This is a genomic window from Paenalicyclobacillus ferrooxydans, assembly GCF_001399675.1.
Lineage (GTDB): Bacteria > Bacillota > Bacilli > Alicyclobacillales > Alicyclobacillaceae > Alicyclobacillus_B > Alicyclobacillus_B ferrooxydans.
Genome location: NZ_LJCO01000046.1, coordinates 74,360 through 96,587 on the forward strand (window position 1 = coordinate 74,360; position 22,228 = coordinate 96,587).

General features: G+C 52.5%; 22 protein-coding genes. 5 read left to right on the forward strand and 17 right to left on the reverse strand.

Annotated elements, in window-relative coordinates; all coding sequences use genetic code 11:
• The first annotated feature begins 185 nt into the window (after window positions 1-185).
• Entirely contained in the window at window positions 186-2,516 is a 2,331-nt protein-coding gene (locus tag AN477_RS11170; RefSeq protein ID WP_054969240.1) for an ATP-dependent Clp protease ATP-binding subunit, read from the forward strand.
• Window positions 2,517-3,367: 851 nt separating this feature from the next.
• Window positions 3,368-4,144, forward strand: a complete 777-nt coding sequence (locus tag AN477_RS11175; RefSeq protein WP_054969241.1) for a hypothetical protein — start codon at window positions 3,368-3,370, stop codon at window positions 4,142-4,144.
• 103 nt (window positions 4,145-4,247) lie between these two features.
• Here the strand turns inward: AN477_RS11175 and AN477_RS25015 are convergent, their stop codons facing one another.
• The 8 genes from AN477_RS25015 to ric all read right to left on the reverse strand — a co-directional run bounded on the left by AN477_RS25015 (window position 4,248) and on the right by ric (window position 11,308).
• A complete protein-coding gene (locus AN477_RS25015; RefSeq protein ID WP_169787879.1) occupies window positions 4,248-4,388 on the reverse strand; it encodes a hypothetical protein in 141 nt (46 codons plus the stop codon).
• Between the two features lie 417 nt (window positions 4,389-4,805).
• Window positions 4,806-5,192, reverse strand: coding sequence for a DUF302 domain-containing protein (locus tag AN477_RS11180; protein WP_054969242.1), 387 nt, complete (start codon window positions 5,190-5,192; stop codon window positions 4,806-4,808).
• Between the two features lie 134 nt (window positions 5,193-5,326).
• On the reverse strand, window positions 5,327-6,640 hold the full coding sequence (locus tag AN477_RS11185) for an MFS transporter (protein ID WP_054969243.1): 1,314 nt from the start codon (window positions 6,638-6,640) through the stop codon (window positions 5,327-5,329).
• Window positions 6,641-6,732: 92 nt separating this feature from the next.
• Window positions 6,733-6,858 (reverse strand): hypothetical protein, encoded by a 126-nt coding sequence (locus tag AN477_RS25685; protein ID WP_281176334.1) that lies wholly within the window; start codon window positions 6,856-6,858, stop codon window positions 6,733-6,735.
• A gap of 131 nt (window positions 6,859-6,989) precedes the next feature.
• The gene (locus tag AN477_RS11190) at window positions 6,990-7,988 is read right to left on the reverse strand and encodes an SDR family oxidoreductase (RefSeq protein WP_054969244.1); all 999 of its coding nucleotides are present in this window, start codon (window positions 7,986-7,988) and stop codon (window positions 6,990-6,992) included.
• A gap of 52 nt (window positions 7,989-8,040) precedes the next feature.
• Window positions 8,041-8,988 (reverse strand): GNAT family N-acetyltransferase, encoded by a 948-nt coding sequence (locus AN477_RS11195; RefSeq protein WP_054969245.1) that lies wholly within the window; start codon window positions 8,986-8,988, stop codon window positions 8,041-8,043.
• A gap of 13 nt (window positions 8,989-9,001) precedes the next feature.
• Window positions 9,002-10,384, reverse strand: a complete 1,383-nt coding sequence (locus AN477_RS23785) for a GNAT family N-acetyltransferase (RefSeq protein WP_083486188.1) — start codon at window positions 10,382-10,384, stop codon at window positions 9,002-9,004.
• Window positions 10,385-10,567: 183 nt separating this feature from the next.
• Window positions 10,568-11,308: an iron-sulfur cluster repair di-iron protein gene (ric, locus tag AN477_RS11205; protein WP_054969246.1), complete on the reverse strand. Its 741-nt coding sequence runs from the start codon at window positions 11,306-11,308 to the stop codon at window positions 10,568-10,570.
• Window positions 11,309-11,525: 217 nt separating this feature from the next.
• On the opposite strand from ric, the gene AN477_RS11210 reads away from it, so the two are divergent.
• Both AN477_RS11210 and AN477_RS11215 read left to right on the forward strand, forming a co-directional pair.
• Window positions 11,526-11,798 (forward strand): hypothetical protein, encoded by a 273-nt coding sequence (locus AN477_RS11210; protein ID WP_054969247.1) that lies wholly within the window; start codon window positions 11,526-11,528, stop codon window positions 11,796-11,798.
• Complete coding sequence (locus tag AN477_RS11215; RefSeq protein WP_157061918.1) at window positions 11,764-13,263, forward strand: MFS transporter; 1,500 nt, start codon at window positions 11,764-11,766, stop codon at window positions 13,261-13,263. The genes AN477_RS11210 and AN477_RS11215 overlap by 35 nt, the downstream gene beginning before the upstream one ends.
• Here AN477_RS11215 and AN477_RS11220 read toward each other — a convergent pair.
• The 6 genes from AN477_RS11220 to AN477_RS11245 form a co-directional block, all read right to left on the reverse strand.
• Complete coding sequence (locus AN477_RS11220) at window positions 13,211-13,675, reverse strand: GNAT family N-acetyltransferase (RefSeq protein ID WP_245631793.1); 465 nt, start codon at window positions 13,673-13,675, stop codon at window positions 13,211-13,213. The two genes, AN477_RS11215 and AN477_RS11220, sit on opposite strands and share 53 nt — an antisense overlap.
• Before the next feature lie 108 nt (window positions 13,676-13,783).
• Window positions 13,784-14,503, reverse strand: a complete 720-nt coding sequence (locus AN477_RS11225; RefSeq protein ID WP_054969250.1) for a Type 1 glutamine amidotransferase-like domain-containing protein — start codon at window positions 14,501-14,503, stop codon at window positions 13,784-13,786.
• 127 nt (window positions 14,504-14,630) lie between these two features.
• On the reverse strand, window positions 14,631-15,089 hold the full coding sequence (locus AN477_RS11230) for a DinB family protein (RefSeq protein ID WP_054969251.1): 459 nt from the start codon (window positions 15,087-15,089) through the stop codon (window positions 14,631-14,633).
• 126 nt (window positions 15,090-15,215) lie between these two features.
• Window positions 15,216-16,481: an MFS transporter gene (locus tag AN477_RS11235; RefSeq protein WP_054969252.1), complete on the reverse strand. Its 1,266-nt coding sequence runs from the start codon at window positions 16,479-16,481 to the stop codon at window positions 15,216-15,218.
• Between the two features lie 110 nt (window positions 16,482-16,591).
• Window positions 16,592-17,971 (reverse strand): purine-cytosine permease family protein, encoded by a 1,380-nt coding sequence (locus tag AN477_RS11240; protein ID WP_054969266.1) that lies wholly within the window; start codon window positions 17,969-17,971, stop codon window positions 16,592-16,594.
• Window positions 17,972-18,104: 133 nt separating this feature from the next.
• A complete protein-coding gene (locus tag AN477_RS11245; RefSeq protein WP_054969253.1) occupies window positions 18,105-18,638 on the reverse strand; it encodes a transcription repressor NadR in 534 nt (177 codons plus the stop codon).
• A 160-nt stretch (window positions 18,639-18,798) separates the two neighbouring features.
• On the opposite strand from AN477_RS11245, the gene AN477_RS11250 reads away from it, so the two are divergent.
• Complete coding sequence (locus AN477_RS11250) at window positions 18,799-19,053, forward strand: DUF2164 domain-containing protein (protein ID WP_054969254.1); 255 nt, start codon at window positions 18,799-18,801, stop codon at window positions 19,051-19,053.
• Window positions 19,054-19,106: 53 nt separating this feature from the next.
• Here the strand turns inward: AN477_RS11250 and AN477_RS25485 are convergent, their stop codons facing one another.
• The 3 genes from AN477_RS25485 to AN477_RS11265 form a co-directional block, all read right to left on the reverse strand.
• Window positions 19,107-20,216, reverse strand: coding sequence for a hypothetical protein (locus tag AN477_RS25485; RefSeq protein WP_054969255.1), 1,110 nt, complete (start codon window positions 20,214-20,216; stop codon window positions 19,107-19,109).
• 123 nt (window positions 20,217-20,339) lie between these two features.
• The gene (locus tag AN477_RS11260; RefSeq protein WP_054969256.1) at window positions 20,340-21,062 is read right to left on the reverse strand and encodes an alkaline phosphatase family protein; all 723 of its coding nucleotides are present in this window, start codon (window positions 21,060-21,062) and stop codon (window positions 20,340-20,342) included.
• 137 nt (window positions 21,063-21,199) lie between these two features.
• A complete protein-coding gene (locus tag AN477_RS11265; RefSeq protein WP_054969257.1) occupies window positions 21,200-21,799 on the reverse strand; it encodes a class I SAM-dependent methyltransferase in 600 nt (199 codons plus the stop codon).
• Between the last annotated feature and the right edge of the window lie 429 nt (window positions 21,800-22,228).

Consider the following 22,228-nt stretch of genomic DNA (forward strand, 5'->3'; position numbering starts at 1 on the left):
GATTTTCAAGGATGGCGCGCTAAAGACGCATTACAGAAAGCTCATTATCAAATCGGACCAAATGATAGGGTATCGACGTTTGATCACAGCGGATCGGATGGTCCATTAGGCAATTCTTGAAACCTACTTCTACTGAGATATCTAAGAAAACGATGACCTATAAAATCTGCAAGGAGGATACAGACATGAAGTGTGATCGTTGTGAAGTTCGCCCAGCCAGCATTATTTTGCGCCTAAACTACAACGGCGATGAGCGTCAACTGAGCCTCTGCCCCACTTGCTATCGTGAGTTCTATGCGGAAGTCCTGCAAGGGGCGGGTGGTCCGTCTCTGCCTGGCGGCATCCCGTTCGGTGGAACATCTCAGTCTGGCAACCAGGCTGGTGGTATGAACGGCCACAATTCATTTTTCTTCAACGGAGGGCCGTTGAATCAAGGCTCCTGGAACCAAGGACCTTGGAATGGATCTCCAGCGTCTGGCCAGAACCGGATCAAACAACACGTACAAGATGGGCAACAACCGGGACTGCTCGAGCAATTGGGCCGTAATCTCACAGATGCAGCACGATCCGGTAAGATTGACCCAGTGATCGGCCGAGATAAAGAGGTTGAACGGATCATTGAAATCCTCAACCGTCGGAACAAAAACAACCCTGTGCTGATTGGTGAACCGGGTGTCGGAAAGACGGCTGTGGTCGAAGGACTCGCTTTGCGGATTAGCGAAGGCAAGGTACCTGCAAAACTTCGGAATCAACAGATTTTCGTCCTTGATGTCGCTTCTCTCGTCGCTGACACAGGTATCCGTGGTCAGTTCGAGGAGCGCATGCAGCAATTGATTGCCGAGTTGCAGGCACGGGACGACGTTATCTTATTTATCGACGAGATGCACCTGTTGGTCGGCGCGGGATCTGCTCAAGGTTCCATGGACGCGGGCAACATCCTGAAACCTGCACTTGCTCGTGGCGATATTCAAGTTATCGGGGCAACGACACTGAAAGAGTACCGGCAGATTGAGAAGGACGCAGCACTCGAACGTCGGTTCCAGCCTGTGATGGTGGAGGAGCCGTCCGTCGAGGACACCATCGCCATTCTCGAGGGCCTTGTGTCCAGGTACGAAGACTTCCATCAGGTCAAATACACCCCGGAAGCCATCCGTGCAGCGGCAGAGCTGTCTCACCGCTACTTACGCGACCGTAGACTGCCAGACAAGGCCATCGACCTGATGGACGAGGCTGGATCGAAGGCAAACCTGCGACAGAGTGCGGATGACGCAAACACCGAGACCAGGCTGGCGGAGATTGCTGCGGCAAAGGCCGAAGCCGCAAAGGCAGAAGACTACGAACGCGCCGCAAAGCTCCGTGACGAAGAACAGGCCCTGTTGGCCCTCGTGCAAGACACGAAGAAACAGCGAGAGGGTGCAACTGGCCCAGACAGTGCAAATCGGACAGGCAGCTCACAAGGACAAGGCAGTTCAAAAGTACAAGGCAGTTCGAATCAGCCAGGCAGTGGTGATGCAAAGGTCGTGAGCGTCGAGGACATCCGGCGAATTCTCGAGGACAAAACGGGTATCCCTGTGACGAAGCTTCAAGCAGGAGACCAGCAGAGGTTAAAGGACCTTGAAGGACACCTGACGGGACGGGTCATCGGACAAGCGAACGCTGTGCGACAAGTAGCCAAGGCAATTCGCAGAAGCCGCGCAGGTCTGAAGCCGAAGCACAGGCCAATTGGATCGTTTTTGTTTGTTGGTCCGACCGGCGTCGGTAAGACGGAACTTGCTCGTGCGCTGACAAATGAGCTATTTGGCACCGACGAAGCCATGATCCGGCTCGACATGAGCGAGTATATGGAGCGGCATTCGGTTTCGAAGATCATCGGATCGCCGCCGGGATATGTCGGACATGACGAAGCTGGCCAACTGACCGAGCAGGTTCGCCGTCATCCGTATAGTCTTATTTTGTTGGACGAGATTGAAAAAGCCCATCCGGACGTACTCAACCTGTTGCTGCAAATCCTTGAAGACGGTCGTCTGACGGACAGCCAAGGACGGACAGTTCATTTTGAAGACAGTGTCATTATCATGACGAGTAACGCTGGTGTCTCAGAGAAAAAGCGAGCGTCGCTTGGATTCCGAGCGGACCAAGATGCTGTCATCGACAGTGACATCATGGGCGAACTGAGCAGCCATTTCAAACCTGAATTTTTAAATCGGCTGGATGCCATCATTCGGTTTAACGCCCTTGACAACGAAGACTTAGAGCAGATTGTACGCCTGATGCTGAACGAACTGGCAGAGCAACTCAGCGCAAATGGCATTTCGGCTGCATTTGACAACGATGTCGTTCAGTGGGTTGCTGTCCACGGTCGCGATGCACGGTTCGGTGCCCGCCCGCTGCGCCGCGTCATCCAGCAAGCGATTGAGGACCCTGTCGCAGATTTTCTGCTCGATCACGCGAATAGTTCACCGACATCCCTTCGCGTCTTTCTTCGCGACGATGCACCCGTCGTGGAACAGGTCTAAGTGAGAACATTTATGTCGAGGATTGGAACACGCTTGCGTGCGGAACACACGTGCGTGGAACGGATTTCAATACGGAACTTAACTCGAGTTTGTCCAACACAGAGACAGGGCAGGAAACCACTGCCCTGTCTCTGTCGCACTGTTGACAAAGCCCCCGTTTCGGGGGCTTTGTCAACGTTTCTCATAGGCTCGCTCGGGCGATTCCGGAGCAAGCGGGACCAAGCGGGAGCAGCAATCGGGCAGCAATCGGGCACGCTTAGTCGCTCCCACCGACTTAACCGCGCTCTTGGCGATCCGTTAAGTCGCTCCAAGCGACTTAACTCCTCATTTCTGGCCACTTAAGTCGGTGTCGCCGACTAAGCCGGGGCCACTCGGGCAGCAATCGGGCACGCTTAGTCGCTCCCACCGACTTAACCCCTCATTTCTGGCCACTTAAGTCGGTGTCGCCGACTAAGCCCGGGCCACTCGGGACCAATCGGGCACGCTTAGTCGCTCCCACCGACTTTGCCGCCGTCTTGGCGATCCGTTAAGTCGCTCCAAGCGACTTAACTCCTCATTTTTGGCCACTTAAGTCGGTGCCGCCGACTAAGACAGGGCCACTCGGGACCAATTGGGCACGCTTAGTCGCGCCCACCGACTTTGCCGCCGTCTTGGCGATCCGTTAAGTTCTGAAGGTACATGATAGCTAAGCGTTGACCCACAGAGACAATGCAGGAAAACACTGCTCTATCCCTCGGGGTCTGGCGATCCACATAGGCCCAACCGTGCAGGGCAAGCTAGTTACCATGCACCAAAAGTGTTGCGCCATCAGGTATGTCCAGAATTCACTCATCCGTAAGGGAGAGAATGGAATGCCAAACAAAATGGTTAGAACCTTGGCTCTCATGAGCGTTGCACTGTTGCTGCCAGCATGCGGAACCGTTCAAAACGCGGCAAACCACATTGGTAATGCGGCCGGCAGTGCAGCAGGCAGTGTTGCCGGCTTCGTCAATCAAGCTGTAGACTCGTTGCCCACGCCGAACGCTCTACATCAAGGTGCGACAACACCCGCCAACCCCAGACTCTCGGCAATGGGTCGCAACAATCAAGGCGTTCCGAATCAAGTCGGACCGCTCAGCTATGGGACACTCGGCGGGAACTCAACCATCCAGGTCGACAGCCGAGCAAAGACAGTTACGATTGTCTACACCGCACGAACGTCGACAAGTTCCGTGAGCGCACAGGACGCAGCATCTGGGCTACGCTACCCTAGAAGCCAGCCAGACAATCAACGACTTTCCAGTATGTCCCTCCCCCTTGGTTGGACCTTACATGCAAAAATGAGGATGAACGCAGGAGCAGGAACCCGAGGCACTGACGCGACTTTAGCCATCACGTCATACCAAGGGCAGACCGTACACAGCCAGCACAATCAAGCTAGTCAAAATCATGCTGTCCAGAACCGGACTCATGGGATTCCAGGTGTGACACGCTCGGGCGTCGGCCCACAATACACAATCAGCTTTGCCGCAAGGCAGCAGGGGACCTATGCAGTCGTCATGAACCATGTTGGTATGGCTCCCATTGTGATGACAGTGGTAGCGGTCACACCCACCATCGATCTCCCGGTTATCTCCTTCCCAGCCTAACTAAAAGAGGCCGTCGGGGTACCCGACGGCCTCTTCGCCGGCTCGCCCGGCGGTTCTCGTCCCCTGATGGATGATATTAAGTCACCGAGCTTTCCGCGGTGACTCAGTAGGCTACGCCAGCTCCGGCTGCTCCCGCTGCTGGTGCCGCTACGGCCCCTTCATAAGGGACGAAGAGCACAAACAGAACGAAAATAATTAGGAATACCACAGCCCAACGCGTGTAACCTCCAAAAACACCATACATAACGAAGAACCTCCTTTATTGTTCTGCTCTACACTATGAATCCGGATGAGGGCGAAGGGACGGTGCCCGCCTAAAATATCGTCGGAATGGCGCCCATTTTTCGGGCTGTGTCGGGGGAGTAGCCGGCACACATCCTCCCGTGAGAATGAGATGAGCCTCGAGAAAGGGAACACCGCCCCGTTGGGTGGTTCTGACCCCGGTTGGGGGGTTTCTCCTACTGATCTTAGAACCCCGTTCCTTTAAAAAAGTCGAGGAAGCCACCGTTTGTTGGGGGTTCCTCGACTCCTTTAGTGTCCTTAGATCGTTTATTCCCTGTCGGCTGTATCACGTCACACGCGTGGGTGACCATCGGTCACCGGGTTCGGAGCCACGCAGGGAGATCTATAGTACCTGAGCTGCTCCTGTAGCGTCCCAGTCTTACCTTGCCGCGTCGATGGCTTCCTTCAGTGTTTTCTCAATGTCCGTCGCAATTGCTGATAGTTTCTCGTCCCCGACGAGGCTCATCAGGGCAGTCGGATTGGTCAGTCCAATCTGGTTGGATCCGTTTTTGTCCGTGTAAACGACAATCTTACATGGCAGGAAATACCCCGCCAGATCGTTGTGTTCAAGTACTTCCTTTGCAACCTTCGGGTTACAAACCTCAAGTACGCGGAACGAACCGTTGTAATCTACACCTTTTTCGTGCAGCTTGGAAGCCATGTCAAGCTCCCAAAGCACGCCAAAACTGCGCTCCTTTAAGGCTCCTCCGAGTGCTGCAATGGCTTCATCCAGAGATTTTGTGGTGGAAACTGTATAGTGAAACATGTAAGTCCCTCCCTATCTAGAACAGTGAGCTAGGTATGTGTACATCATACCACATATACCCCTCACCGTATAACTCAACTTGTTAAACCTCTCCTCCAGTGAACGCACGCAAACATGGACCAGTACGTTTCTCGTCACTCTTGACTCCCTGCCAGCTGTGTCGACGACGACTGTCCGAGCCACAGTGATGCGAGTCCGATCGCGCTTACGCCAACCAGACTCCCCACTTCAGCCGCGCGGGTCAGTCCCACGCGACTCGCAAGCAGTCCAAACAGTGGAAACACAATTACCATGAACAGCGAAAACGAGGTTGAGTTGGCAGATAACAGCGTTGCGCGCTGACGGGACGGCACCAGGTGATTCAACTCCTTGTCAATCAAAGGATCGGCCAGATTTCCCGCAGCCGATCCGATGAGATAACCCTTCCCCGATGACAGCCCTGGCACGAACGCGAATAAGGTCAACCCGAGGCCACCCAGCACGGCCGTCATCCACGTTGTGCGCCGTGATCCCGACACGCGTGTTATGGTATCAGACAGAAGTGCCATTGCAGCACCAAAGCCGTTCTCGAATCCGCTTAAAATGCCCATTCCGAGCAAGGACCAGCCATTGTGGATTAACAGCGATTGTCCGTAAAACGAAAACGTGGCAAGAAAGCCCGATAGTGTGGCACTAAAGAGAATCCATTTCAGGAACAACGGCGAGGTTTTTGCAAAGCGAACTGCATCTCTGGCTATAGTCAGTACCGAGTCTGGCACTACACCTTCTACACCTTCAGCGTAACTAAATTCCCCAAGTTGAGCCAACTCTCGTTTCTCACCGTACATCGGGCTGGCGGTACGCGGTTCTTGCATGTAGAGCACAACGACCATACTTACTGCGTTCGATACTGCGAAAGCGATATACACAGCATTCCACGTCACGGTAGCCAGTGCGCCGCCCGCGCTCTCAGCAAGCGCCATCGCAATCAGAGAGACGGCCATGAGTCGCCCGGAGATGGCCTGATAACGCTCAGTGAGGCCGGCAATGCGTGCAGATTCATAGGCGATCGCGGTATCGCTGCCATTGGTCAAGGTCACCTGTACACCGCGCACTGCAAAAGCCGCTGCTCCCCACCAGAAATTACTCCCTGCGAGGGACACCCCGCAGTAAAGCACGCCGAAAGCTCCGCTCAGAAACAGCGACAGCTTCCAACCATACCGATCGGCAAACACACCGATCGGCACGTCAACAAGCAAGCAGACCAAATGAAGGATGGCTTCCAGAATACCGACTTCAAAAAGTGAGATACCTCGATGTTGCCAATACAATAGCCACAAACTGCCATCAAACCAGAGTCGCGAAGAAGCCGTAAAGCCGTACAATGCAAAGAGATTACGCCGCCCACGGCGTGTCCATCGGCTGGTTTCCCGATGGTCTTCTATCAAGTTTCGATCGCTATTTTCCAAAGTGGTTTCCTCCGTTCTGTCTCCCACAACAAAAAAGCCGTTCGGGTCTCCCCAAACGGCGACAGAACGTTGTAAGCAGTCGTTTCCGACGGTTACCCGTGATGAGATTGGGTAACGTTCAGATAATCCGCATGCATGAACATCGAGTCGCCGAATTTGGGCAGGCCTATCCCGTTCATGGCTCCTGCGGGTCCAAATTGGACGATGCGAATGGTCATCTGACGTCACCTCCTCAGCGGGAATCTACTCACTGTACTCACTGTACCCATAGCGTACCCACAGCGTACTCACAGTGTACTCACAGTGTACTCACAGTGTACTCACAGACTATTGGAAACAGACAGAGCTGTCAAGAACTTTGACTGGCTCGCCAGGCATTTAGGAGTTCACGTTCCTTCTCAGGCCGCAGCCCAGCCTTCCATTCCCGGTCTCCTCTGCCTGTTTTCACCCACGAGAGCGTATCACGAACGGTCTCTAAGGTCGATCTGCATGTGAGACCCCGTTCCAGTGCCTTCGCAACACTGACCTCCATGAATCCCGGCCAGTTTGCAGCAGGCCCGATCCACAGCGGCAGCTCCATCCACGGCTGCACGTCTGTGCCCTCGAGGAAAGACTCCTCTACCCAGACCGGGGCGGCCGCGTGTACGGACGCAGCTTGGCAGGCTTCGACGAGCTCTGCCATACTGACAGGAAGGCCCGTAGCGTGATAGACGCCTCCAGCCCCCTGTTCAACGAGTGCAAGCGTGAACGAAGCGAGATCGCGAACATCGATAAATTGAATGAGCCGCTCTGCGTCTCCTGGAACAAGTGCATCTCCTCCCTGGTCGAACCGGGCAGGCCAGTAAGTGAATCTGTCCGTCGGGTCGTTCGGACCGACAATGAGTCCAGGCCGGACAATGAGTGCACGTTCCCCAAATCCGCGTGTGACTTCGTACTCACAGAGAGCCTTCAAGGGGCCGTAATACTTCGAGACATCTTCGCTGTCTGCGTCATCTTCCGGTAAAACGTCAACCGGGGTGGTTTCATCCATGCCGGCTTCAGGAAAATCCTTGTAAACCGAAATGCTCGAGATAAATGTGTAGTTCGCGGTTGTACCTGCGAGCGCCTCAACCGACTGCCTCACAACGCGCGGTACATACCCACAGGTGTCCACGACCGCGTCCCATTCGCGTCCCTTCAGGCGGTCCGTTCCTCCGTCTCGATCACCAAGAATTTCCTCGACATCGTCAAACAAACCGACGTTGGTTTGTCCTCTGTGAAACACTGTTACTTCATGGTTGTTCTTCAAGGCAGCCTCAACAAAATGACGCCCGAGGAAACGTGTACCGCCAATCACGAGAATCTTCATGAAACAACTCCTCTCTACTCCTCATCTCGCATCTTCCCAACAGGCAACCTCGTTAGCCTAGTGCCGCATCCATAATCCCATACAGCCACTGGCGGCGACCAGGAAACGTTATGCCGCCGTGCAGCATCATCGGCGACACGTGCGTATCAACAAGTCCCCACTCCTCCAACTGACGCATCCACGCCGTTTGATTCGAGGGTACGTCAAGACGCACCTCGCCATCAGCATGTTTCATCAAGTACACCGCCAGTTGTCGAGCAGCCTCCATGTCCACCGCCTGAAGCGGTCCAATGATGAGTAAATCGCCGACCTTTGTGGCCATCCCATATCCGCACAATCTCGCATCAGATCCACGCGCGATGGCAGTGTATGAGACTGTCTGAACAAAATGGCGATATGTAACGCTGCGATCGGCCCCTGAAACCTCAGTATCGAAGGCCAGCATCTCCGGCCAATCCTGTTCATCTACCTGTGTGATGGACAACGCTGTCGGAGCCATGGATAACGTTGACCGGGCGTATTGCTCCGGATCGGCCAGGGCTGATCGCGTGGTTGTGTGAAATTCAGAGTCTTGTTGGCTCACCCATATCGGTTTTCCGACAAATCGGTGAGCCTTGTCCGCAGTCACGAATCCCAGCTTCTGATACAACGGATAACCTGCATCGGTGGCAAGGAGTCCAACGGAGTGAATACCGAGATCGGCAGCACGGTCCAGGCATTTGCGGACAACAACATTCCCGAGGCCCTGCCTCTGACGTTCGGGATGGACAATGACCATGCCTAGAAACGCCAAGTTCGGTCCAAACGGGAAGAGAATGCTGGTCGCAACAAGCTGCCCGTTTGCAAAATGCCCAACACCTTCGCCCATCTCCAGCATCATCCGAAGACGCCCCTTTGGCACACCCCATCCAACTTCAGCGACAAGGCGTTCAAACTGCGGTTCGTCATTCGGTGTCAGCACTGTCAATTCAAGAGATGCATCCTGTAGGTCGTTCGTCAATCGGGTCGCTCCTTTACGCCTGATTGGTGACGGAACCTTTTGAGTACGACACCTGCTTTTCGCAGAGCGCCATCCATTCAAGCCCTTTAAAAGACCTGTCAGTACCATCTTCACTTGCTTCACTTGTCACATCGAAAAACTCGCGCGCCGCAGAAGATGCGCTTTTCAGCCATGCGACAACCGTTCCATACTGCTCTTCCGATGTCACCATTCGCCGTGCCCACGTTTCAAACTCAAAAGTCTTCCATGAAGGCTCCTCAGTGATCATCGTCAACCCTGCACCTTCCATCCAGGACTTCCATTCCGAAGTGGGCATACATCGAACATGGCTCGGATCGCGCAAACGCTCGAGCGTATTGTACCAGTCGGCTAGTCCTTCGTCTTCTGGGACAATGTTGTCAACCAACAGGAACCGTCCGCCCGGCTTTAAGACTCTGACTGCTTCGGTTACAAATCTTTGTGGATGGACAAAGTGGTGTGGAGCGATGCGGCACGTCACCGCATCGAACGTTTCATCGAGAAAGGGCAGAGCTTCAGCGTCTCCAACCACATAAGACACGTTGTGCAGCCCGGCATCATCGCGGATGTGCTTTCGTGCTGCAGAGAGCATCTCTGGCGTAAGATCAGAGGCCACAACATGTTGTACCGCCTGCGCCAACGCCCGTGCCACATGTCCCCCACCCGTCGCGACATCAAGGACGGTCCAATCCTCCGAAGGGTCTAAGGTACACACAACCTTGGCAAGCGCAGTCCCGTTTCCGTGCGAGACACTCTTCACGTAGGCATTTGCAGTTCGAGAGAACTGTGCTTTCACCAATTCTTTTTGTGCTCTTTCTGGGCTGACACCGAGTTCTGTTGTCAGTTGACGGAGCGGCAGATCGAGCATGAGCTGTTCAGACAACGTCTCCCAAACATACAGCCATTCTGAGACAGATTCACCACCGATATTGACGCGTCTTTCAACGAGCGGAACTGCCCCTAAGGCTTCATACACAGCTCGAGCCCGTGCATTTTCGGTAAAAACAACCACGACTGCACTGTGAAATCCACGTTGTTTCAGCTCAGTCATCGCAGCGGCCACCAACGCTTTTCCAACACCTTGACCATGGTACGCAGGCATGAGATACAGTCCGTATAACTCACCATCTACGTCAGGCGCCAGAGAGCGCTCTCTCGATGCACCAGCGTGAATGTATCCCACGATGCTTTCTTCTACTTCTGCAACCATGAGGAATGACGGTTGATTCGCATTGGATATCATTTGTGAAAACCGAGCTGTGGATTTCTCGTACGACAATCTATCTAAAAACTCATTTGAAAAGAGACCTGTATAGGTTTGACGCCAAACATCCACGTTGACTCGACCGATTTGCGCCAAATCCACCTCTGATGCCATCCGAATTCTCAGTTCATCGCACCTGCTTCCTGCCAAAATGACGTGTTTACATTCTCATCTTATCAAAATCATCTGCATTCGCCGATAAAAAAAGAAACGACCAGAGCCACGTCCGGTCGCCAAATGAAACCTATATGTGTGAGGCACAGGCTGCTCAGAGGCTGGCCGCCTCGATGACATCTGTCATATCAATGATCTCGAAACAAGTTCGTGCTCGCCGATGGCCTGAAGGCGTGGAAACATCACGTTGTTTTCCAAGTGCACATGCCGGAACATATCTTCCTCGACCTCGGCCAGCTTTTGAAACGTATAGCTATAAGTCCCGCACGCGTCCGCTGGCACGTCATAATCATTGGTTATGGCCCGCATCGTCTTCAGAAGGTCCCCCGCCTCGGTATGCTCTGCCTCGAGCTCGTCAATGTTCGACAAAAGCCGCGCGAGAACATCCACATCGCCGGTTTTCTCAAACTCAATGACCAGCGGAAACAGGCTCGCCTCTTCCTTAATCATGTGTTGTTCAAGATCCATCTTGAAGAGGTGAAAATTGCGATGCAGCGGACCCAGTGTGTCTGCGTGATTCGGACCGTGAACCCGCAGGATCTTCGTCGTCAATTCACCGAGAATCGGGAGTGTCTTCTGCAGATACGCATGATGCGTGTTCACGACGTAGGTGACAAGGTCGCTCAGTGGTGCTGTGGTCCAGTCAACTTCCTTCTGCGCTTCCTTCAGGTAGCTGTTGTACTCTGTATTTATCTCTTCAAGCAATGCGCCGCTCGTTGCATCGTCTGCAGCTGTTGCCTCTGCCAACGTTCTGTCTCCGCCACAGCAATAGTCGATCTTATGGGCTTTAAAGATAGACCCTGCTTTTGGAAAGGTTGCAACGATTTCGCCGAGCGTGCTGTCGTGATTGAACACCTTAGTCATCCCCATTCGCTTCTTGTGATTGCACCCTTGCAGGCCGTACCCAAACGGTCTCTGATTTGGGGCAGTATCCCGAACTGCCCTGCCTCGGTGCCTCTAGTTGAAAGGTACCATGCGAAGTTGCAACAGAGCGTGACCGACGTCACACCTGCAGACAACTTCTGCGAATTGGTGTTTTACTCCATGGAAGGTGGTACAGTGGAATCGGAGGTCGATCACGATGAAGCTGAGGGAACACTTTCTGCTTGGCACGAACCATGCAACCATTTCTTGTACGGCAAAAGGCGACGAAGACCGGCACAGTCTATTCGTATATTCCATGACGGCGATTTTGGCTCGCTATGAAGAGGAATTTGGAAAAGAAGCCGCCTTGACACTGATTGAAGCACTGCGGACACCCGTCGAAGACGGGTCTGGCTCGACGACTTGGCGCCTGCGCGACGAGGACTCTTGTTGGAGTGAAGCCAAGCGCCAACTTGAGAGCGAAAAATGAAGCCCGAGACAAACAAACAGCCCCGGGTCAGTCCGGGGCTGCAGTTGTTCCCTTTTCCTGTTTTGATGAACAAACCGATTTTGATGAACAAACCGAAACAAAGCAAAACTCAACTTACGGAGGGGTTCTACTGAATCACAAACTTCGACTCCAAATCGGCGTGTATGTATCGTCCCGCGGTATCTCGCGCATCGGAGATTTTATGCTGCTCATCGGCATCAACCTGTCTGTCCTGAACGCGACCCATTCGCCGACAGCCGTGTCCATCTTGTGGATCATCCCTGCCATCGCTCAATTGATTGTCAGTCCTTGGGCAGGGAGCATCACGGATCGGATGGACAAGCGTACTACGATGATGACCATCGATATCATACGAGCTTTTATCATCGCCGCAATGGCACTGTTCTCAAATATCTGGGTCCTTTATATTGCACTGTTTCTGGTCAACAGCGTTGGGACCTTTTTCCCTGCAGCCGCAATGCCCTACATGACCTACCTCGTCCCGAAGGAGCATCGCAAGCGAGTGAACGGGATCAACGGTTCGTTGACGTCAGGCGCAATTGTGATAGGTCCGGCAATAACCGGCATGATTGTCCACATCACGGGCAGCGTTACGCTTGCCATTTGGCTTGACGCATTGTCCTTTCTTCTCTCAGCGCTCGCAATGTTCATACTGCCCAGCTTGAAAAGTAATACCAACGCAAACGCACCTAAAACAAAAACGAAGAACGCCTCTCCTGAAACGTCAGACTCGGGTCAGTCCGTGTTACAAACAAAGGGCATTCGCATCTGGACACGGGACCTCGCCGATGCCCTCCGAATCTTAAGCGATCGCCCGGTATTCACCATCCTCTTTGTACTGACCGCCCTGTCTGGAGCCTTCGGGGCTGCCACCGACTCACAAGAGGTCGTCTTTGCCCGGAGTGCCCTGCACCTATCTTCCGGCGCGTACGGGTTGCTTGTCGCCATTGCAGGTCTCGGTTACGTCCTTGGAGCACTGCTGGTCACCTTCTTTGCTAAGAAGTTGTCCCTGCAGCTCTTGATTGGCCTTGGGTCTATCGTGTCAAGCATCGGATTCGTCGTCTATGCATTTTCCCACTCGTTCCTTTTGGCCGCCTTGGGATTTGTCATCCTCGGTGTCTTTCTGTCTCTGTCAGGTGCCGGACAAGCAACCTTTAATCAGTCTGCGCTGCCCGCCGAGTTCATGGGGCGCGTGTCGAATGTCATCAGTCCGATACGCCAATTACTGATTATCCTGCTAACGGTAGGTGCTGGACTTGTCGCAAGCCTGATTGGCGTTCGACATATGACCATCGGTTCCACATCCATCATGCTGCTGTTGAGTCTTGTGACCGCCGCCGTCGTCGCCTCGCCACTAACGAAAAGGGTTCTCCGAGCAGCCGACACAGAACTTATTGAGGCGGCCTACCCGAGAAGCGGATCTCGTACACAATCAGGTCGCTAACGTCGCCGCCCATTTTATCGTACAAGCTCCGGGCGACAACATTGTCTTTCGTTGTCTCCCACTGCAGGAACGCAACGTCTTGGTCCTGAGCGAACTCTAGGCAGTGCTTGAACAAGGCCTCACCGAGTCCTTGTCCGCGTGCCTGTTGGGACAGAAACAGGTCATTCAATATGGCGATCCGTTGCAACCGCAGTGTGCTGTAACTGTAGTATAACGTGGCAAACCCTAGCAGGTCTCCGTTTTCCTCAATCACGAACTGAATGCCTTCACGTGGGTGCTCGAGAATGTATTCAATGTGTTTCTCTATCGCAGAACGTTCTTGATCTTCTTGACGGTAAAAGCCGACAATATAGTTAAACATCAAATCGGTCAATGAAGCGATATCACCGCGTGAAGCCGGTCGGATTGTCATGGTACCGTTCATCCCTTCAGCATCGAAAAATCAAGTTTCCTGTGAGGATTTTATGGACTTGGTTTTCATAGTGTGATTCCCGTGGACGCAAAGACTGCGGTTTCCACGTCAGCGGATCGTTACATTCGGTCCCTTGAGTAGATACATAGGGTCAATCGCGCGTTCAATGAGGGACTCGCCTTCCGTCGTCACATAGTAGGCCTTGGCATTTGGACGAGAACTGACTACTTTGTGCAACTCCTGATCGATAAAATGGAGGCCCACTCCGTCGTCCGCTGCGTAACCTGGCATCAAATGTCCTGATTTGATGTATTTCTGATAGGCCGGTCTGCGTTCCGATTCACCATCGTAATGAGGAGAATGACTGCCTTTCAGAAATCCCAGTGCACTTAGAGGCATTAACTCATGGCCGTAGGAATCGGTGAGCCCCTCCTCAAACCAGCAAATAGCTCCAGCACTCAGTCCTGCGAGCACGATCCCTTGTTCCCACGCCTTGCGGAGGATGACGTCGAGTCCCCACTCCCGCCATAGACAGAGCATACTTTTGGTGTTGCCTCCACCCACATAGATGACATCTTTTTCGAGTATAAAGCTCTCCAGATCCTGTGTATCTACACGAAATAAAGACAGATGGGAAGGTTCGCAATCGTACGCACCAAATGAATGGTAGAAGTTCGAGATATATCCTTCCGCATCTCCACTTGCCGTCGGCAAAAAAACGACTCTCGGTTTTTTCTGTCCGCTTTGCTGCAAGACATACAAGTCTAACAGTGGATTGTCAGGTTCCATGGAGAACCCCCCGCCGCCCATGGCGATGATTTGCTTCATGTTGGCTTTTTCCTCCTTTAATCGCTCGAGAATCGCTCGAGTGCAGAAAAAACAACGCACCAACGAAGAAGTTGGTGCGCTGATAGTCCACAACATTGAACCCAGTGTCGCGGATACGAGGCTCTTGTTATATATCGCGTTGGATGAAGAATGGCATCTCTTCGACACCAGCCATCCGCGCATACACAAACATTTGTCCCTTATGGTGAATTTCGTGATCCCGCATGCTGCCAAGCCAAACTTTACCCGGAGCGTCCATGCCAAAGATATGCTTGGCTTCCACCATACCTTCAACTTGTTCGTCGCTCAAAGAATCCAGCGTGGCTTTTGTCTTCTCCGTGTATTCGTCGACAACGCGACGAAGGTCGGACATTGAACTTACTTCCACTTTTTCGGGACGGCCGAATTGTCCGTTCTTTACAGATTCAGCGAACCAATCTGCGCTTGTGACCATATGTACAGCGAGATCACTCAATGACAGTGCGTTCGGCCACGGCTTCATATCTACCTGGTCCTCAGGTACTCGACTCAAAATATCCTGCAACACGGCTCGGTGCATCATCAACTGGCTTGAAAGGTTGCTCATTGTTCATCACTCCATCTCTTGAATAGGCTTTTACATCTCTATTGTGCGCATGAATAGAGTCGCAATCAAGTACCTGTGCAAACTCTGCGTTTGCACATAGAGTGTGTCCAATAGTTCACTTCACAGTCAGGTGCCATCGCTGTTCACTCCATGGTTCACGTCGGGCCAACGCGCAGGGATTGAAACCCTCAAGGTACGGTGTATCACAAACAGACCTGCACCTATCGCGGTGGCAATGGTCGAGACGAGCAGAATGGGTGTTACGCCATAGAGGTCAAAGAGGACTCCGTAGAGCGGTGGTCCTACGAGTCGCCCTATGCTGCCCACACCGCCTACGAGACCCAGATAAAACGGAGCGGATCGTCCAGTCGTCTGCGAGACAATGGCAGGTATCGACGGGTTTAACAGCATCTCCCCGAACGTACATACAATCATCCCTGCAATCAGGTCCATGTAGCTGGCATGTAAAATCCACATAAACGCGAAGCCTACCCCGTAGAAAACCGCGCTTGATATCAGACGCGTATAGAGTGTTCGGGTGATGCGTTTGTTTAAAAACGAAGTGAAAGGTTGACCCACCACGATAACGATCCCGTTGATGGTCCACAGAAAACTGTAAACATCCGGACTCAGACCTTTGCTGTTCAGGTACGGGGCGACACCGGTATTCCATGCCGAGGTGGACATCATGACCAGCATGGAACCGAGAGACAGAAACAGATAGAGGCGATAGTTTTTCAGCAAGCGAGGCAGACTCGATTCTGCAGCCTGCCGGGGAATCCCTACCTCCATGCGACTATGCTTGCCGATGTGGATGCGGTTTAGAAACAAAAGAAAGAACAGACCAAACCCGGCAGTTGAGAAACCGTCAATGAGAAACGTAAGGTTAAATGAGATGGCTGCAAGTACGCCGGCTAAACTCGTCCCGATGGCCACGCCCATGTTATTAAACACATAAATACTGTTGAACAGACGGGCGGAGTGTTCTGGCCAGCGTAGGCCAACGAATGCATTCACGGCAGGCATCGTAATAGACACGAGCAGCCCATTCAAAACCATCACGCAGATGTACGGCACCCATGCCTTCGCAAAGACCAGACTTAATTGAGCCAGTCCAGTCAGCAGCAACGAGGAGACAATCAGCCGCTTTGGACCCAACCGATGATACAAGCCACCGCCGATGAACTGACCTAAGATGCCCGCAGAGGACTGCAGCAGCAAAACTAGGCCCGCTTCAGCATACGAGCGATGCAGATCATTGTGTACATAAATCGTGATGAGGGGCCACAACATTGCGTTGCCAATTGCATTGAGCAGGCTCGCAACGATAAATACGTAGGATTCTTTGGGATATCCAGTGAGAAAAGACCGTATAAAGGTAGGTTTGCCCATACATGCCGCTCCCGTTGTTGTGCATCGATGTCATGTTCGCATCTGATTGTACAACAACGGGGCGGCCACGAGGGAATCGAATCTGGCGTTTGCAGAAGTTGGAGAAGTTCTCAGGCCAAGCCATTACGCTGAAGATGGGTACCGCGACTGAGAATGAGATAGCAGAGCGCTGCTACTATAAAACCGACGTAAAAAGTCAGGTCAGCCCCACCCAAGTGCTTGGCAATGGGTCCTTCGTACATCGACCCAGCCATAAACGGGATCGACACGATGAAACCGACGAGGAAACTGAGCAAGCCTGGCCACTGAACGCGGGTCTGTGGCCGGACATCAGATGACGCCGCGCGGAAGCGCCGAAGCAGATAAAAGTCCGTAAACAATACGCCGAGCCAGGGCATAAACCAGTAACCGAGCATCAGCAAGAAGTTTTCATAGTTCTGTTCAAATTGACCCGACCCGTACAGGCTGAGTGCAAGACCAATCACACCGGCCACGACAGCCAAAGTCCATCTGGGTAAGCGAATATCCATCGCTCCCGCAGCAAGGGAATTAGAATACAAGTTCAGGGCATCAGCTGCTGTACCACCAAGGATGATAGCGATGACAGCAACAGCACCGAATCCCCCCATTACCTGATGCAGATCCGAAATCGGGTTTCCTCCTTTCACCCCGAGCGCCAGTACCGCAACGGCCGCACCTACGAGTTCCAGCCAAGCTGACGCAATAAAAGAACCCAGAAATGCAAATCCCCAGACCTCTCGTTTGCTCGTCGACGGTCGCAGGTACCGACTGTAGTCCGATGCATAAGGTCCCCAACTGCCGATATAGGAAAACGCCGCAGCGACCATTACGGCAAACAATACCCATGGCTTACTCATCGTTGGGTGATACGCAGCTAAGGTTGTGTGATGAAAGAGCGCAATCGCTGTGACCACAAGAAACAGAATGCCGAGAACGACAGACATAATGCGCTCGTAGGTATGAATCAGGTTATGTCCATATACCGCAAGCAGGCCCTGTATGATAACGAGCAGCAACGCCCCCTGCCAAAAAGCGAGACGCGGCATAAGAACCTGTAAGCCATAGGTTCCGAGAATGTTATTGACCGCAAACCACCCAATCGTGCTCACGTAGTTAAGCAAAGCCGGGAGGTATCCCCCGATGCGCCCAAACGTAAAGCGACCAATCACAAGCTGCGGAGAACCATAGGCAGGTCCCATCGCTGCGCATCCAGCCAGAACCGCCGCCCCTAACACGTTGCCAATAAGAATTGAAGCGATGCTCCATCCCCATGACATCCCGAGAGAGACGGGTAAAAATCCCAATGCAAAGTCTGCAATGGTCAGGTTTGAGCCAAGCCAAAGCGTAAACTGCATTTTCGACGTTCCATGCCGCTCCGCGTTAGATACCTTTTCGGCCCCGTAGGGCTCGACCTGGAACACTTTTGATCCATATCGGACACGCGATCGATCCTCTGCGCCGGAGGTCATGCTCACGATAAATCCCCCTATCAACATTTATACTGAATACACTAGTGTATATACACCAGTATGGACAGAATAGCAACCAGGTTCTTTCAAACCCGGTCTACTCTGCTGGTGAGCATCTAATCGTACCCCAAGCTCAGATGGATTCACTGCCGTCATCAAACACTTGAATTCCATTCTTTCGGAGTACTTGAATGGCTTCTTTGAGACGTCCAGGCATCGGACAGGAGACCGTGTGCAAGTGAAAACCATCCGTTAATGACGACAGTAAGACAGCGTCTGAGGACTGAACTTTATCTAAGAAGAGATCTACATCCCGGCGCGACGCCAACTGCAAAGCCCCTCTCAAGTCACCGTAAAGGGGATGTTCAACAACGACGTCCATAACGACAATACCAAAGTCGACCAGCGTCATGAGTTCTATTTTTGTCAGTTCAGGGGGATGACACACAGATAAGATCTGCGTGTGCAAGAGTGGAGTCACTTGCACCTGGTATCCACGCGGTGTAGATATGATATCGATGCCGGCAGCCCTTAAAATCGCCACATCGTGAACCACGACCTGCCTTGTTACACCACACCGCTCCGCCAGTTCGGCACCCGTTAAGGGGCGTTCAGAAGCAGTCAACTCGGCGAGCAATCGGTCCTGGCGTGTTGTTCGATCCGTCAAATTCATCCCTCTTTTCAGCACTCACGTTCGGAATACTCGAGCAGACCCACTCGGTAAGGGTACAATGCTTATGTTGGACGTAATAGAATTGTACCTGAAAAATGAAGAAGTACGAGCATTGGAAAGGCTCATCGTATCACGAACCCAGGAGGAATGGAGCATGAAGCCAATTCGGATCCCGCGCGAGGAAAAGCAAGACCTCATCCAGCAGCTCGAGGACTACATCATTGACCAAACTGGCGAGGCCTTCGGAAACATCGCCGCCGAAGGTTTATTCGATCACGTTCTGAGTCTCGTCACCCCCTACGTGTATAACCAAGCCATCACAGACGCCAGAACCGTCGTGTCCGAAGAGTGGTCGCGGCTTGAGGACGAGTTGAATGTTCTCGAGCGCCCTATCAACCGTCGAAGGTAATGAAGAACTATGTGAACGACACCAGAATCGACGCCACCGTTGTAGCATGTTCGTTAACCTGCGAATCCGGTAACGGCGTTAATTTCGCGATCTAGTTTTGCATTTCCTTGTAGTGTCACCTGACTGTGGTCAACCGTCACATCCCGTACACCGCATGGAATACTGAACAGAACCGGAATTGTCTTGCCGTTCTGTAACACAAACTGTGCCTGAACCACACCTTGGTACTTGGGTTTTACCCCCGCGGCCGTCCCTAGTGCGGGGCAGTTTGTGATACCGGGAGAGGCTACACTAAGTGCATTCATCTCTTGAACGACCGTTTGTATCCAATTTGAATCAGTCACTGTAAACGACTGAGCGCCGCCGGACAGAATCACCTTGACCACGTTTTTTGGAAGAAGCGTGTTCGCCGGACGACTCGGCAAGGCGATGTAGTCCACCTTCAACTTGAATACGGTAGTCGAGCCTCCGGTTGCAAAACCGAGATCGACCTGGGGAAATGGCGTAGGATTCCCAAGCTGCCCCGTCTTTGAAAATGAGACAAAAGTAGAGGTTGTTTTTCCGTACCGACCGGTACTGCCGCTGCCGTCAACTGTATAGCCGAGCTTGGCAAACTGTTGCTTATACCAGTTTTCAATCTTAGCCGCCCCCTCAGAACTCGAAAAATACAGGGTTCCATCTAACAGGTCCGCGCTCATCGGTGTCCCCATATCACCGATTTGAGGGTACTTTGCCACTTGCTTTGCACCTGGGTAGACTGGCAAATATACCTCCACTTTGGCTCGAGAAGCCGGAATGTCAGGCATCGATTTTTGCACCATCGGGTCCGGGGCCAAAGTGATTCCAACCCGCGGTCCCGCAATGCTTTGAAAGAACGTCTTTTTCGGTGTCTGCCTGACTGGTGTCTGCCTGACTGGTGTCTGCCTGACTGGTGTCTGCCTGACTGGTGTCTGCCTGACTGGTGCCTGCCTGACTGGTGTCTGCCTGACTGGTGCCTGCCTGACTGGTGTCTGCCTGACTGGTGTTCCTCCGAGTGTGGTCTGAGCAACTGGCGAATTGGTGTTTATACCAACGGAATGCGGTGCCGCCGCATAAATCACTGCGCCGGCTGCCATTATCCCAAGAACCCCAACTGCCAACGTACGCATACCCTTCACGCCCATGGCAAGACCCCCTCTTTACCACGATTAGACGCGCGGTTCGCCTCGTCGGTCACATGCGTTGGAACATTTTTTGTGGATACGTGATTCCATCTTAGGCCTTGGTCCAAATGCCCTGAAGAGACGTTACATCCGCACTGTGCCCCAGGTAGGGCAAATTGTACAAATCCTCAATTGTGCGCAGGACTTTGGGATAACAAAAGATACAGTCGGAAGATCATTGAAGTTACCAGGAAAGTCTGACCACGGAACATTTTCGGAGGCAGTGATGTTTGTGAAATTCACCCATGGGCTATGCTTGCGTGCATATGTACCCCTTGAAAGGAACGAAGCGTTGGAGCACCCTGTATACCCGACCTTTGGCAGGCTCTCTGAGTACCCTGTGAACGTCAAATGCGCGGCAGTCAATTCGGTGGCCAGATTCGGTTCGCTTAAGGTATTCGGGCATGCATCACTGGTAATACCTTGATTTGAGCCGGAAAACAGATCAAGATAGTTTGGCTGACTCGGGTGCTCAACACCGTGAGCATTCGTCATATTTGCACCGCTTTGCATCAAGGAGTTGATATAGGGCGCATGAGGGTTTCCAGTAATCTCGGCGTATGAATGGTTCTCTTCAATCACCACGACCGTGTGCAACGGGGCAGAAAAGCCGAGTTTGCTCACAAGCGATGAAACTTTCTGCGATGAGTTGTTTTGAGTCGTTGACGGCTCCGAAGCGAGATTATTTGATTCATTATTTGCGCCGGCGCCGCCGGTTTGGTTGCCGTTCTGTGGGGCTTGTCCACAGCCTGCAAGAAGCCCTATTGTAAAGCCAGCCATCATGAGACCCGCCACGAATTTGTTCATCCTCTGCTCACCACCCCTTCTGGGATATTCTTCCTTAAAGCAGGTTTAGCCCGCATTAGAACATCGAAAGATTGCCCATCGTACCCGCACAGCACTCGATCCACCTATTTCCTCAAGTCTCTGCGACCCGTATGCAACTACCTACTCCCCTTTACCGCTCTGCCAGCTATGATGGGAATAAAAAAGTTTGGTTTTACGATAGAGTACTCAAGAACCTCCAAGGGAGAATGAGACAGTGAGCGCCGAATATCGCGGTTCAGGTGACAACCACCTCCAACTCGTTTCCATAGCGGGTTCACTGTGCTTTGAAGCAAACTGGGGACAATTGCTTCGTGTTTGACATGCTCCATAAACAGGTATTGACCGGTGGGCTTCAGAACACGGTAAATTTCTCTGAGTGTATCATCTACCCTGTCGACGCTGCATAGGACCAAGCTTGTAATGACCGTATCAAATTCTCCGTCCCCCACATTCATCGCTTCAGCAGGACTGGCAATTATCCGAAGGTGAGCGTAGTTGTTCCTTAAGAAACTCAGCATCGTATGGTCCGGTTCAAGAAGTACAACCTGTGTAACAGCCGGTCCCAGTTGCGAAATATCTGAACCCGTTCCAGCGCCGACTATCAACGTCGCACCGGAAGCCCTTTGATTTTGCTCCTTCCGTATATCTCCGACCATTCTTTCAATGAGGTCTTGCCCCCAAATATAAGCTTGGGCAAACCGGGGATGGTCTCGCACAGTCCCCACACCCTTCGATATCGCACGAAAGTGCAAAGAATTTTCATTACTATCAGGCAGCCATTTACTATGGAAGATGCTTCGTATCATGCCAGCTACTTAAGCGTCTAGATGGGGCATACAATCCGAGAATAATTGGCGAACGGTTTGAAGCTCTTGTTCCAATGCTTCTCGCGGGAACCGCTGTGTCTGCATATCCTGAAGAATTACCGCTGCCACCAAAACACCATAACACGCAGCGTACCGATGATACCATTTGATAAAGGTTTTCAAATCGCAAAGCAATAAGTCCTTTTGCGCTTCCCAATAACATTCCTGTATACGTTAGTGAATAGGGTTTGTAGAAATAATAGAGCCTCGCTACGATGAGTGTGTGCCGGGTCATTGCCCTAAAGAACTCATGTAGGAGGCGCTAATATGAAGTCTAGA